8 protein-coding genes are annotated in these 14,943 nt (G+C 57.1%); 1 reads left to right on the forward strand and 7 read right to left on the reverse strand.

All coding sequences use genetic code 11. The features are described 5' to 3' along the window. Positions 1-5 precede the first annotated feature (5 nt). The 7 genes from A3850_RS06490 to lysS all read right to left on the reverse strand — a co-directional run bounded on the left by A3850_RS06490 (position 6) and on the right by lysS (position 10,860). Positions 6-2,390, reverse strand: coding sequence for a DUF5682 family protein (locus tag A3850_RS06490; RefSeq protein ID WP_369916978.1), 2,385 nt, complete (start codon positions 2,388-2,390; stop codon positions 6-8). A gap of 284 nt (positions 2,391-2,674) precedes the next feature. Further along, positions 2,675-3,073 (reverse strand): four helix bundle protein, encoded by a 399-nt coding sequence (locus tag A3850_RS06495; protein WP_068215064.1) that lies wholly within the window; start codon positions 3,071-3,073, stop codon positions 2,675-2,677. A 188-nt stretch (positions 3,074-3,261) separates the two neighbouring features. Further along, a complete protein-coding gene (locus A3850_RS06500; protein WP_068215065.1) occupies positions 3,262-3,822 on the reverse strand; it encodes a nuclear transport factor 2 family protein in 561 nt (186 codons plus the stop codon). Positions 3,823-4,024: 202 nt separating this feature from the next. Further along, the gene (locus A3850_RS06505) at positions 4,025-4,582 is read right to left on the reverse strand and encodes a hypothetical protein (protein ID WP_068215066.1); all 558 of its coding nucleotides are present in this window, start codon (positions 4,580-4,582) and stop codon (positions 4,025-4,027) included. A gap of 232 nt (positions 4,583-4,814) precedes the next feature. Beyond that, on the reverse strand, positions 4,815-6,281 hold the full coding sequence (locus A3850_RS06510; RefSeq protein WP_068215067.1) for a DUF1501 domain-containing protein: 1,467 nt from the start codon (positions 6,279-6,281) through the stop codon (positions 4,815-4,817). Position 6,282: 1 nt separating this feature from the next. Further along, positions 6,283-8,937 (reverse strand): DUF1553 domain-containing protein, encoded by a 2,655-nt coding sequence (locus A3850_RS06515; RefSeq protein WP_068215068.1) that lies wholly within the window; start codon positions 8,935-8,937, stop codon positions 6,283-6,285. A 387-nt stretch (positions 8,938-9,324) separates the two neighbouring features. Next, positions 9,325-10,860, reverse strand: a complete 1,536-nt coding sequence (gene lysS, locus A3850_RS06520; RefSeq protein ID WP_068215069.1) for a lysine--tRNA ligase — start codon at positions 10,858-10,860, stop codon at positions 9,325-9,327. A gap of 717 nt (positions 10,861-11,577) precedes the next feature. Here lysS and A3850_RS06525 point away from each other — a divergent pair. Continuing rightward, positions 11,578-14,775 (forward strand): ATP-dependent DNA helicase, encoded by a 3,198-nt coding sequence (locus A3850_RS06525; protein ID WP_068215070.1) that lies wholly within the window; start codon positions 11,578-11,580, stop codon positions 14,773-14,775. Positions 14,776-14,943: the final 168 nt, after the last annotated feature.

Raw genomic sequence — 14,943 nt, forward strand, 5'->3', positions numbered from 1 at the left:
AACCGCTACCCCATCCACCCCAAAAGCGCTTCTACCAAATCTTCGTGTTCCCCCTCAACCACTTCCGCTTCCTCCCGAAGGTAATCCACTTCATCTATCGGCGCTGCCGCAGGTGCGGGGTTATGGACAGAAGCTGCGCCTGCCACATCAACCCTTTCCCCGGCACCCGCGACAGCGCCCTGATTATCGGACTGGGCTAAGCGGAGTAGACGCTGGCGGTCGAAGACGCTAAAGTCAGCAAAAGTGCGGCGGAGGAGGGGGAGAATGGCCTCGAAATCTTCCCACGCAAGACCGGCCACCCACCCATCGACAAGCGCCCAGAGCGGCGGATAATGAAAGAGTAATTGGCCACTACCGTGCAAAAACCCGCTGAGCCACTGGGCCACGTAATGAGCGGAATTGGCCGCCGAAAGGGCCCGCGAAAAGCGCTTGGCCGCCGCGGCGTCGTCGAACAAACCACGGTCGTAAAGGAGGCGCACGCAGTGGCCCTCGATGAGGGGATGAATGCCCCCGGCGGCAACGGCCCGGCGCAGGCCGCCCTCCCAAACGTCGTCGTGCAACTCATTTTCGAGCTGGGCGATGGCGTAGTTGGCCGCCGCCAAATGGCCGAGTAAATCGGTGGCCTGGTCGTCGTCAATGTTGGTCGCCGCGGCGGGCAAACCAGCGACGAGGCGCGGTAATAATTCGTCGATGACCTGCAACAGCGCCGTCGTATCCGTCTTGCGGGAATCCCCGTAACGGCTGGTCTGCACGAGCGTGGGGATGGCCGCGAGCAGCGCCGCCACGTCGGTCGTTTCGGCGGCCCGCTGGCGCAGGAGATCCATGAGGGTGGGGACGACGTCCGGCAAGTCCGCCCGCAAACAATCGAGGGTAAGTTGGGCGAGGGGGAGGACGGTCGTCAGCTCCTGCGCCCTTTCCTCACTGTACTTGGCCGCGGCGCTGGCGACGGTATTGCCGTAACTCGCCCGCTCGATGAGGTAGAGTGAAAACTCGGGCTTCCACTCCAGTAACCAGATCTCCTTGAAGCTGCTGATGGTGTCCGGGCCGAGTGGCTGTAAGCTCCCCCAATGGATGCCGAGCAGGTTGAGGCGGTGGAGAAGGTGGCTCTTCCGCAGGTCATTGGAAGCGCGCAGATCGATGCCGCCCCGCGGGTTGGTCTTGGTGGCCTTGAGGTATAACTGGCCCGCAGTTTCCCAGAGCTTGGCCATCCGGGTGCTCTTGATCTCCTTATTGAAGTTCTCGACGAGCGGGACGGACGTGACCCCCGGCGGGACGAACCCGACCGTCGTACCAATCGTCAGTTTTTCGTGAATGATTGCCAGCCGTTCTGGGCGGCCCGCGGCGAGGGTGCCGAGGAGGGCTTGCTCCAATTCCTGGATGCCGGGGGCTTCGTGATCGCGTAAATTGGCCAGGGCGCCGGCGAGGGCGACGGCCTCCGTAGCCATGGCCGGGCTGGCGTCGTAACCTTCTTCGCGGAGGAGTTTGCCGGCCGTGGCCATCCATCTTGCCGTGGCGTTTTCGGGGAAGTCGTGGAGTAATTTGTACCAGGATGGGCTCAGTACCCCGGCCCCGTACCCACCCGACCGGGCCAGGCGGGGGTAGGACCAAGGCACCCACGCCGTCGCCACCTTGACGCGGGGCAGACCCTTGAGCCGCGCCTTATCCGTGGAGGCTTTGTACCGGCCGATGTCGTTCACCGCCGGCCCGTGGAAGGCCCCGACGATGATGGCGATCCGCTCCGCCCCGGATTTCATGGCCTTGCGGATCTCGGTGCGCATAAAGGCCTCCCGCCGCTCGTTTTCCGCATCGGATGCCGAAGGAAAGGCTTCCCGGAGTTCACCGATCATTTCCAAGAGGGCGGTAAAGGTGGCTTCCGGATTGTCCGTGCCGCGCTCCAGCGTAGCATCCCACCAGGATTCAGAATCTTCGTAACCGGCCAGTTCCGCCATCAGCGAAAGTGGGTCGCGGCGCAGTTGGCGGTTGAGTTGTTTGCGCGTCTTCCCCGGTAGCAGGGAGGGCGTTTCCGGCGGGGGCTCCTCCGTTTGGAAAAGGGTGGGCGGCACGTGGGCGGCCGTTTCGGCGAGGTAGTTCTTGGCGGGCAGGTCGATGGGCGTCACCGTCACCCCGTGCTCCACCGCCCAGTCGATGGCCTGGTACTCGGGGCTGAAACTGGCGAAGGGGTAGAAGCTGGCCCGCTCAATGTCCTTAGCGTCGTAGAGCACCATGGCGACGGGTGGCCGCAGGTCCTTGGCCACGACGTCCGTCAGGTTCACCGCGTCGGCCGGCCATTCGAGGAGAATGAGGTCGGGGGCGTAGGCGTCCAGCGCGGCGCGGAGGCGGCGGGCGGAGTTGGGGCCGTGGTGGCGGATGGCATAGATGCGATTCTCGATTCTCGATTCTCGATTGGCGAGGACTGATTGTGCTGCCGCACGGCTCTGTCGTGCTTTGCACTCCCTCGGGTTTTAACTGGACGTGGAGTTGTGGTAAATATCGGGAGAAGAAGATCTAAATGATTCTCGAATCTCGATTTGTTGCGCAGTACTTCATGCTCTCGATCGGCGAGGACTGATGAACTACGTTGCTGCTTCGCGGCTGCCGCACGGCTCTGTCGTGCTTTGCACTCCCTCGGGTTTTAACTAGACGTGGAGTTGTGGTAAATATCGCTCGGGAGGTGCTATGCTCTTCTATCTGCTAAACCTCTACCTGCATTTAACTTTTTGTCGAGCGATCGGACGGTGGCTACAAAAATGCTGATGAGTTCGTTATTTTCAACGATGAGGTCTTTAAGCCTGTGGTCGGATAAATATTTAGCCCCGAGGATGATCTTAAGATTTATGTAGGTCTCCCGTAACTCCTTTAGCGCAATACTGCTTTTGTGCCGAAAATCTTTATCCGATTGAGCTCCGCGGGCTTCCCCATAAAGCAAAGCTGGAGCACTTCCTGATCGCACAATCTGCTTGCTAAAGTGCTGGCCGCTGAATGTTTTTGGCAAGTTGTCTGCCACTTTAATAATACGAATAGCGAACGCAATCAGTCTGTCTTCTAAAATCTGGGCTTTTTGGTTGGATGTCATGTCTGCTGTTTATCCAAAGCTACGGAAAAGCAGCAAATGAAACAAATAGTGTTTAATGTATTTCGAATGCAACACAAGCAACACCTTCTTGAGCACGCAGTGCGAAAAAGCCGTGCGGTAGCCACTCAGTCCTCATTTATCGAGAATCGAGTATCGAGAATCAAAATTTGAGAATCAAAATTTGAGAATCACATATTTTTGGTGGCCTCATCCAAAACCGCCCGATTCCCCGTCCCCCAACGAACATCCTGTTCCCAGCCGCTAATACGCCACCCGTCATCCGTACGCATCAGGGTATGCCGGTAAGTACCTTTTTGTACGAAAGTTGGCGATCCATCGGGGTTGGCCAGGTAGTGACTGGCCTGGAAGTGGCTGACGGCTACCGCCTCGTCGTTATTTAAATTGATATAGTCAACAACGACTTCGTGGTGGGTGCTATCGTAGGGCTCGAAACTGGCGGCGGCCACTTTCTTCCAAGCTGCGATGGGCACGGGAGCGGGTGGGCTGGGGGCCGTCCGTGGGTCCATGTTTACGGATACCATTGTAGTGAAGAGATCGGCGAAGGCATCCCAATCCCGGAAATCAATACCGCAGGCAAAGCGGCCCACCAGGCTTTGGATGGCCGCGCGGTCACGCAGTTGCTGGAGGGTGGCGTGGTTCCAATCGCAAACGCCGTCAGTAGGTAGCGCTTCCGCTGGCTTTTCGGGTTTATCGGGGGAGGATTTCTTTTTGGAGGTAAACAGGCCCATGGTGCGGAATTTTTACCACATCAAGGCTAAATCAGAGGCCATGTTCGTCCACGCAAAAGAATTTAAAACATAACAGGTTGCTTACGGCTTGCGGATTGATTTGATATGGCAGCATTTTGCGAAGTCAGTTACGTATAAACCAAAAAAGAGGACCCTCATTAATGAAGATCCTCTCTCTAGGTTTTAAAACTTAGTGCTTTGATTACTGTCGTTCCCAAATGGATTCAGAAAAGGATCTCGTCTCAGTCGTAACCTCACCTGAAGTAATCTCCGATTCATCATCTTGGGTGAATTTCAATGTGTTACCGTTAATTTCAAAAGGCACAACTTGTGGCCCGCCAACGCCGGAAATCTGCATGCCTTGAAATTCCAAAGTGAAGAAGCTGCCATCCACACTGATTAGGTTTCCGTCCACGGTGTAGGTTCCCGTGTTATTTACCGAGGTGTAATCGTTAGGCGTAGAGGCTTGGCGAACCCCATCAACCGTAGACGTAATGGTAACGGAATAAGAACCCGTAGCCGTCCAGGTGCCATTATCTGTAAAAGTGACTTGATAATCGCTAGCGGTTGCCGTGCCACTAGTCACGGATTCACTATTAAATAGTGGGCTTGTCGTGGAGGATTCCACATCGAATTCAAAGGTTTGTAAGTCCCAGGTTCCGACGATGCCGTCATCGCTGCTCACCGGGTCTTCCTCATCGTCACAAGACGCAAAGGTCAGCGACACCAACAGGATAAAAAATAAATTAAACAGTTTCATGAAGTTTAGATTTGTAAAACACGGTAGGGTTTTATCCGCATTTCGGGGTTAAAAAGTAATGGGTATTTCGCTTAAAGAATAACAAAGGGTAATATCCTTAAAGTGTAAGTTAACTATAGTTTTAGGCGGCTGACCTAAAACGGAAGTGAGCACGCAGTGTGAAAAAGCCGTGCGGTAGGCAAATCAGCCCTCACATATCATATAGCAAATATACCTATCAAGTCGCATCGCGCTACCCAATCACCTCCCTAATCACCTCCCCGTGCACATCCGTCAACCGGAAATCTCTACCCTGAAAGGAATGGGTAAATTTTTTGTGATTAAAGCCCATCAATTCCAATAGGGTAGCTTGTACATCGTGAACGTGCATCCGGTTTTCAACGCCAGCGTAACCAATGGCATCCGTTTGTCCGTAGGTTACCCCAGGCCGGGCGCCACCGCCAGCCATCCACATGGTGAAAGCTTCACCGTTGTGGTCGCGCCCCAAAAAGGAATTGACCGTTCCGCCCCGATTTTCCTGCATGGGTGTTCTCCCAAATTCACTGCCCCAGACAACGAGGGTATCTTCGAGCATTCCCCGTTGTTTCAGATCTGCGATGAGGGCTGTCATGGGCCGGTCGATCTCCCGGCAGCGGTCCTTCAGTCCGATGTTGAGGCTTTCGCTGGCGGTCGTTCCGTGCGTATCCCAACCCCAGTGGTAGAGTTGCACGAACCGCACGCCAGATTCCGCCAAGCGGCGCGCCAGCAGGCAGTTGTTGGCGAATGAAGTTTTGCCCGGCTCCGTTCCGTAAAAGTCGTGCATGGCGGCTGGTTCCTTACTGATGTCCATCACTTCCGGGACGGACACCTGCATGCGGTAAGCCATTTCGTACTGCTTGATCCGGGTAATTGTTTCGGGGTTGCCGACTTCCTCGTGCTGGATCTTATTGATCTTGTTAATGGCCGCAATGCTGCGCCCCCTCAGATCGCGCGACATGTCGTCCGGATCGGAAAGGTGCAGAATGGGGTCTCCCGCCGTCCGTACCTGAATGCCCTGATGGATGGATGGCAAAAAACCGCTACTCCACAAGCGCTTACCTGCACTGGGTTCCTGACCACCAGATGCCAGCACCATGAAGCTCGGTAGGTCTTCGTTCTCCGAACCCAGCCCGTAGCTTAGCCACGACCCCAGGGAAGGCCGCCCACCTCGAGGGTCGCCAGTCTGCATGAGCAATTGCGCTGGCGCGTGATTAAATTCTTTAGTGTGGACGGCCTTCATGAAGCATACCTCATCCACCACCGATTGGAAGTGGGGCAGCAAGTTTGAAACGGTAGCACCACTTTCGCCGTACCGGCCAAACGTCGCCTGTGGTCCTAGCATCTTCGGGACGCCCTGAATGAAGGCAAAGCGCTTCCCCTCCAGTAAGCTTGCGGGGCAATCCTGTCCGTGGAGTCGCTCAAGTTCCGGTTTGTAGTCAAACAGCTCTAATTGAGAGGGTGCTCCGGCCATGTGCAGGTAGATCACGCGCTTAGCCCGGGGAGCGTGGCGGAGGGCTTGCCGAACCGATTGCGGTAAAGTGTCGGCTTCCACATCCGGCCCGCAACCAAGCAGCCCACCCAGGGCAACGCCACCCAGCGCCAGGGTAGACTTTCTCAGGAAGGTCCGCCGGCTATTCATCGTTGCGAAGCGGTCGAGCACTTCATTGGCTATTCCGCTCATACTAGGATAGGTTGATGCTTTCGTCGAGGTTCAGGACGGCGTTTACGATCACGGTGGTGGCTTCTAGGTCCGCGCTGCCCTGGTTGACCGTCCAGTAATGAGCTAGCGCTTCGGCGTAAAGGCCACGTAAGATGATCGCTTCCTCAGTTGTCGGTCGTCGCAGTAAAACACGTTGGTATAACTGCTGAATGCGATCATTGGGGTCCTCAATCTCAAGCAGGGCCGTGGCGTAGTGCCGAGCCAATTCCTGAAAGGCAGGGTCATTCAGGGTCATCAGGGCCTGGAGTGGCGTGTTGGTCGTCACCCGTTCCGAAAGACACATCTGACGGTCGGAGCCATCGAACGTAGCGAGGCCGTGGTAGGGTACGGAGCGGCGCAGAAAGGTATAGACCGCCCGGCGGTACCGGTCCTCCCCTTCACTGGTCGTCCACTTCAAGTTGCTGTACGGAATGAAGTCCCACAATCCGTCGGGTTGAGGCGGCATGACGCCCGGGCCGTACATTTTCTGGCTCAGGGTACCGGAGACAGCCAGGGCCTGGTCGCGCACCTGTTCGCCAGTCAGGCGCTTGCGGGGCCCTCGTGCAAAGAGGTCATTTTCCGGATCCCGCTTCAACAACTCCGCGCTGGCGTAGGAACTCTGCCGGTACGTTTTGGACAGGACAATCTCCCGTAATAAGGCTTTGACGCTCCAGTTCAAATCTCCCGCAAAGCGGAGGGCAAGGTCATCTAGCAGTTTGGGGTGGCTTGGTGACGCACCCTGGCTGCCAAAATCCGCCGGCGTAGCCACCAAGCCGCGCCCGAAGAGTTGCGCCCAAAAACGATTGACCGTCACCCGCGCAGTAAGGGGATTGGTATCGCTGACCAGCCACTGCGCAAATTCAAGGCGGTTGGCAAAATCCCCACCGTCCATCTCTTTGCCGTGGACCAACCAGTTGCCTCGTTCAAACAGGTAGGTTTTTCGGGCTTGTTCCGGAGGATTTTCTAGTAAGATCGGTGTGCGGATAGAATCGTAGGTAGTGGTTAATTCTTCGACGAAGCGCTTGATTTCCGCGTAGCCATCCCGTTCGGCACCCGGCAGGGCATCCTCAAAACCTACGGTGTACAGGCGGACGACTTCCCCGTCACCCGGGGCGCCCTGGGCCGTTACGTGGATGCGGTGGGTACCCGACTGCCCAGCTAAATTTAACCGTTGTCGTTTCGTCCAGGCGCCTTTGTCGTTAGTAAATCGACCAATCTCCCTCCCTTGTGGGCCGTCCAGGCGAAATATCAAATCGCCGGGGCTGCGGGGTGCATACTCCAGTACCAGCGCGTCAGTATTTCCCAGGTCCCGTTCGGGTAAGATGATATGGTTACCATTGCGAAGTACGAGGACATCCTCATCACCACGTCCGGTAAAGACACCATCGTACGCCTCCAGATTGTAGGCGCGCATCCTGGGCTCTCGCATCTTGATCCACCGCCGCCACCACTGCTGGGTGCTGTTGTCTTCCTCGGCGAGCCAGTCACTGAGTTTGCGGTACTTCCGTTCATTATGGGCGTGAAAGGTGATGAAATTGGGGCTTTCCGTGGCGTGGTCGTGGTCCACCGTATTATTGAACAGAGCGTACGCCTCGTAGAAGCGTTCGTGTTCGATGGGGTCATAGGGGTGGCTGTGGCACTGTACGCAGGCCATCGTAGTCCCCTGCCATATCTCGTACGTCGTGCTGACGCGGTCCATTACGGATTGGGTTCGGAACTCTTCGTTCTCCGTACCACCTTCGTCGTTCGCCGGGGTATTCCGGTGCATGGCCGTGGCGATCAATTGGTCTTCGGTGGGTGCTTCCAGTAGGTCCCCAGCCAATTGGTCGATGGTGAACTGGTCAAACGGCAGGTCCCGATTAAAGGCGCGGATCACCCAGTCGCGGTAGGGCCAGATCGTTCGGGACTGGTCTCTTTCGTTTCCCCGGCTATCCGCGTACCGGGCCAGATCGAGCCAGTAGCTCGCCAAATGTTCTCCGTAGGTAGGCTGGCTGAGTAAGGTATCTACGAGGCGTTCGTAAGCATCGGGCCGCTCATCACTCAGGTAAGCTTCCGCCAGAGCTGGCCGCGGAGGGAGGCCCGTAAGGTCAAAACTGACGCGGCGGAGTAATTTGTCCTTGTCGGCTGGTGGGTTTGGGACAATCCCCTCCGCCTTTAACTGCGCACGAACGAAATGATCAATCCGTTGGCCTGCTCCGTCAATGGCCGCGGGTACTTCCGGTGGGACTGGGACCTCATAGGCCCAGTGCTTTTCCCATTCCGCACCCTCATCGATCCACTGGCTGAGGACGCTTATTTCCGCATCCGTAAGTGGTTGCTCACCGAGCGGCATCCGTAATTCCGGGTCCGCGTGCCGGGCGCGGACGATGACCTCACTACTGGCCGCATCACCTGGCACGATGGCGAATTTTCCGGAGGCCGTTTCCCGTAGGGCATTTTCCCTGAAAACTAGCCCAAAGCCACCCGCTTGCTTAACGCCGCCGTGGCAGCCAACGCACTTGGCATTAAAAATGGGCCGTACATCCGCCGTAAAGCTTACCGAACCTCGACTGGGACCACACCCCGTAGTCGCTAGGCTAGCGACAATCGCCAGTAGCCACAGCAGCAAAGTAGAGGCTAGTAGGTTCGCGCGTATCATGAATTGCCTGGTACTTAGTGAAGCCTAATTTTGAGTTATGCGGGATAAACTTGGGATAAAAGGTAGGAAAATTATTGGCGGGGAGGGGTGCAATGCCAATCTAGTGGCGTTAATGCGAAGGCCTCATTTGTATTCGTAATTCTGCAGGATTTCAATTAAATCATAAGTCCCTATGCAATTGCATTTTAAATAGGGCGCTACCGCAGGTCCAAAGTGAATGGATTGGCCACAGTACTAACTAAAACGGGAGAAGCCAGGTACTTTGGCTGCTCCCGTTTCTAATCAGGTAGTATGGCGCATGAGGGGAAAATCAGTCCTCACTTATCGGCAGCCGAGCAAAGCGAGTGCAACAGCGGTAGCCAATCGTCACTCGTCAATCACTAATCGTTAATCGTTACTCACCCCCTCCGGCCGCATCTGCGGAAAAAACAACACCTCCTGAATCGAAGACTGCCCCGTGATCAACATCACCAATCGGTCAATACCAAAGCCAATCCCGGCCGTGGGCGGCATCCCGTACTCCAGGGCGCGCAGGAAGTCTTCGTCGATCGGCATGGCCTCGTCGTCACCCCGCTTGGCGAGCTTGACTTGCTCTTCGAAACGCTCCCGCTGGTCAATCGGGTCGTTGAGCTCGGAGTAGCTGTTCGCTAATTCCTTACCGTTTACGATCAGTTCGAAGCGCTCCACCAAACCGGGCTTGCTGCGGTGCTTTTTGGTGAGGGGAGACATCTCCACGGGGTAATCCGTAATGAAGGTGGGCTGGATCAGTTTGGCCTCCACGTGGTCGCCAAAGATCTCGTCGATGATTTTACCGCGGCCCATCGTGTTGTCGAGGCCGACGTGCAGCCGCTTCGCGATGGCGCGCAGTTCGTCCTCGTCGGCGCCGTTGATGTCTTCACCGGTGTATTCCTTGATGGCGTCGGCCATCGTCAATCGGCGGTAGGGGCCGGCGAAGTCGATCTCGTTTTCGCCCGCCATCACCTTGGCGTGGTCGCCTCCGTTGACGGTCTTGACGGCGTACTCGAGCAACTCCTCGGTCGTGTCCATCATCCAGTTGTAATCCTTGTAGGCTACGTAAAATTCGATGGCGGTGAACTCGGGGTTGTGCGTCCGGTCCATCCCCTCGTTGCGGAAGTTCTTGCTGAATTCGTAAACGGCATCAAATCCCCCGACGATCAGCCGCTTCAAATAAAGTTCGTTGGCGATCCGCAGGTACATCGGTACGTCCAGCGTATTGTGGTGGGTCGCGAAGGGCCGGGCCGCGGCGCCACCGTGAATTCCCTGCAGGATGGGCGTCTCCACCTCGATCATGCCCATCCCGTCCAGGAAGGTGCGAATGGCGGTGACGAGGCGGGTCCGCTTGATGAAGGTTTCCTTCACCTCTGGGTTCACCACCAGGTCCACGTAACGCTGCCGGTAACGCAGTTCCGGGTTGTCAAACTTGTCGTAAACGTTGCCGTCCTCATCCGTTTTCGGGGTCGGTAACGGGCGCAGCGATTTGCCCAGAAAAGTAAATTCTTTGACGTGGATGGAGGTCTCCCCCGTCCGCGTTTTAAACACGAAGCCCTTCACCCCGATGAAGTCGCCCAAATCCAGCAATTTCTTGAACAGGGTATTGTACAACGCCTTGTCTTCCCCCGGCGCAATATCGTCGCGACTCACGTAGATCTGCACGCGCCCGGAACTGTCCTGAATGGATGCAAAGGAGGCTTTCCCCATGATCCGCCGCGCCATTAGCCGCCCGGCCACGGTCACTTCGGTAAGATTCGTCGATTTATTCTCCTCGTCAAATTCCGCCGTCTCGTTGATCTCTTTGGCCAGGTGCGTCACGGGAAAAGTCGCCGCCGGAAACGGCTCGATCCCCATCTCCCGGATCTTCGTCAAATTATCTCTTCGTACTAATTCCTGTTCGCTGCGTTCCATGGGTCATAAATTTTAAGGCGCGAAGGTAAGGGTAATTAGGCGGCCCGTAGCTAGGGCGTGCGGGCCTTTCCTTCCCACAATCCGTAGCCGAACACCGAGGCGGAATGGCATAGTTGCGCGTTGTCTTGGATATTGGGCGCTGCCGCGGGTGCGGGGCAATTGGGATTGGGCAATAGTAAAGGATGCCTCAATATGAAGGGCGACGTGGAATGCCTCCGGCGGTTTCCTAGGGAGTAAGAGGAGAATAGAGAGCAACCGAGGAATTATCAGGTGATTAATATCTCGGAGCTATTGTGAATCTCATCAAAACGGAGACAAAGTGTCCCGGAGGGAGACGCTAGTTAGCCTAGGGTCAAGGAGGCCAACGGCCGAACGACCCTAGGTTTTCGTTATTCCCGCCAATAGCCAAACGAACCTAGCCATACGTCTACTAACGTTAACCCCGGAGGGGTTCACCTCGTAGCCCGGTGTTAGTCGGCGTAGCCGATCTCGCTCCGGGTTTTCGATTCTAACGCCGACCTCATTCGGAATTTGTTCTACATCGATCTCGCTCCGGGTTTTCGATCATAACGCCGAATTCCTCGGAGTTTTAAATCCCAACACCTACCTCGCTCCGGGTCTTCGTTATTCAACCTAGATGCCAAATAGACACCGCCTTTTCCCCATCCCCCCCAACCTATCCCCCCACCACCGGTTATCCTACCGCACGCCCCCTTCATGCGCCAACAAGTCCAAGAAAACAACGCCACTTTCCTCGCCGAGATGGAGCGCCTCAACCCCGCCCAGCGGGCCGCCGTGGAGCAGATCGATGGACCGGTCATGGTCCTGGCCGGGCCGGGGACGGGCAAGACCCACCTCCTCGCCGCGCGCATCGGTAACATTTTGCTGGAGACGGACACCGGCGCCCACAACATCCTCTGCCTCACCTTTACCGACGCTGGGGTCAAAGCGATGCGGGAACGGCTCCTGCAGTTCATCGGTCCGGAGGCCCACCGGGTGAACATCCATACTTTTCATGGCTTCTGCTCCAACGTCATCCAGCAGAACCTGCAGTACTTTGGCCGGCCGGGACTGGAGCCCATTAGTGAGCTGGAACAAATCCGGATCATCCGCCAACTGCTGGATGAGGTGCCGCCGGACAACCCCCTCAAGCAAGGCTACAGCGAGCCCTACTACCACGAGCCCCACCTGAAGAACCTCTTTAGCGACATCAAGAGTGAAAACTGGGACCTCGACCAAATCGAACAAGCCATCGAACGTTACGTGCGGGATTTACCCACGACGGAAGGTTTCTTCTACGCCAAGAAATACAAAGACAAGCAGCCCGGCGATCTCAAACTCGGGAAGATCGCCGAAGCCACCAATAAAATGGAACGCCTCCGGGCCGCGGCGGAACTCTTCCCCCGCTACCAGCAGGCACTGCGGGAACAACGCCGCTACGATTACGGAGATATGATCGGGTGGGTCCTCCGGGCCTTTAACGAACACCCTTCCCTGTTGCTCTCCTACCAGGAGCGGTACCAGTACCTCCTCGTCGATGAATTCCAGGATACCAATGGCTCGCAGGACGACATCATCACCCTCCTGACCAAACCGTGGGAACGCCCCAACATCTTCATTGTAGGGGACGACGACCAGGCCATCTACGAATTCCAGGGTGCCCGCCTCCGGTCGATGATCGACTTCTTTCAGCGGTACGACGCAGTGACCGTCATTACTCTGAAGGAGAATTACCGGAGCCGGCAGGCCATCCTCAACGCCGCATCCGCCCTCATTGAGGGGAATAACTACCGGATCGGGGCTGAGCTTCCGGACATTGAGGTGGATAAACAACTATCCGCCGCCGCCTTCCCCACCTCCCTTGCACCTGCGGCAGCGCCCACTCTGGCTACGGAACCTGAAGCAGCGCCCGTTTCAATTTACGAGTACACCAACCAGACGCAGGAGCTGGCGGGGCTACTCGCCCAACTATTTGCGTGGAAGGAAGCCGGGGTGCCGTGGGAAGAAATGGCCGTGATCTACGCCAAACACAGCCAGGCCGCGCGCCTGCGCCACGTGCTGGAACGTAGTGGGATCCCCTACCGAACGAAGCGGCGACCGAACGTGCTGGACGGCCGGCCAGCGCGGCAACTTCGGGAGCTACTGGGGTACCTGGACGGGGAACACACCAGCCCCGGCACCGGCGAACACCTGATTTACCGCGTCCTCCACTTCCGCTGCTTTGGCATCGCACCGGTGGACCTGGCCCGCATGAACGTCGCCCGCCTCCAACTCCGGAATGAACGCGGGCAATCCCCCACCTGGCGGATGTACCTGCTGGACCCTGCGGCGTGGCCAACCGACCTGGAAACGAAAGCAAAGATCCTGCACGTTGCCGCCTGGCTGGAAGAAATGATCGGTCTGATGGGCAGCCTTGCCCTACCCGCCTACGTGGAGCGCGCCATGAACGAATCCGGCCTGCTACCCGATACCCTGCGCGACCCGAACCGGGCGGAACTGGTGCAGCACCTGGCTACCTTCAACGACTTCGTGATCGCCGAGATCGCCCGCCGCCCTAAGTTGACGCTCACCGGATTGCTCGATACCCTCCAGCAAATGGACGATAACTGGCTGGAGATCCCCATCCGTTCTCACCTCGACCAGGTGGAGGCCGTGACGCTCGTCACCGCCCACAGCGCGAAGGGGCTGGAATACGATAAGGTGTGGATGCTCGACTGCTCGGAGAAGACCTGGGGGACGGGCAGTAACCGCGGCGGCCAACGGAAATTCAGCCTGCCGGATACGCTGTCCTACACCGGCCCCGAAAGCCTGGAGGAAGCCAAGCGCCGCCTCTTTTTCGTGGCCATCACCCGCGCAAAAACGGAGGTAGTGATCTCCGTCTCCGAACTGAACGACAAGAATAAAGCCCAAGAACGGGCCATCTTCATCGATGAGTTGGTGGCCAAGACCGACCTTACCCTCCAACCCGGAGGGCTGGCTAGCGACAGGACTTTTGAGCTGGCTAAAACCCAACTCGGGCCGGTGGATCCTTCCCGCCTACCCGGCCTCGAACGCTCGGCGGTGGCGGAATTGCTTTCCGACTTTCGCCTCAGCGTTTCCGCCCTCTACGCTTACCTGGATTGCCCCACTAAATTCTTCTACGAGAAGCTACTCGGGGTGCCGGACCGGGAACGGGAGCAGGCCCTCTACGGCTCCGCCCTCCACGAAGCGCTGGAGACTTACTTCAACCGGATGCTGGCGGATTCGGGCCGCGTCTTCCCCAGCAAGGAAGAATTACTGTACAACTTTGAGGCCAGCCTCTCCAACCGGCGGGGCCGCTTTACGCCCGCAGCTTTCAGCCGCAGGATGGAGCAGGGAAAGGCCGCGCTGAGCCTCTATTTCGATACCTACCGGGCGACCTGGACGACCGATTGCGAAACCGAACTCCGAATCGTCAACGCCGAAGTGAATGGCATCCCCCTAACCGGAATGATCGACCGGGTGGACGTGCTTTCGGATGCCTTCGTGCGCGTGGTGGATTACAAAACGAGCGCGTCGGGGTCGGGTAGTACCCAGTCCGGCAAGCTGCGTGGCCCAACAAAATCCAAACCCGAAGGGGGAGCGTACTGGCGGCAGCTGGCCTTCTACAAATTGCTGTACGACGCGCGGCCGGGGCAGATCCGCCGCGTGAAGGAAGGCCACATCAGTTACCTGATGATCAACCAGGCGGGGGAGCAACCCTTTTCGGAGGGGCGGCTCGAACCGAAGGACATGATCGCGATTCGCGAGATCATCGGAGAAACGTGGGCGTCCATTCAGGAGCAGGATTTCGCGGGGTGCGGCGAAAGCGACTGTGAATGGTGCCAATTCGTAGCGGCGTTGCGGGAAACTATTCCGGCGGACTCGGAGGATTACGGGCTGGATGATCCTAGTTAAGTAACCGTCCTGCCACCGTGTATCCTTTACTAGGTAAATGCCAAGGTATGATTTTCGGTCTGCCTTTCGATGGGCCGCTACAAGCGCTAAATCAGGTTAAAATACTCCCAAACCGCCTTAAATGGAGGTAAACCGACACTTGTAAACTACGGCTACTCAGTAGGATGA

It is taken from the genome of Lewinella sp. 4G2 (assembly GCF_001625015.1).
In the GTDB taxonomy this organism is placed as follows: Bacteria; Bacteroidota; Bacteroidia; order Chitinophagales; family Saprospiraceae; genus Neolewinella.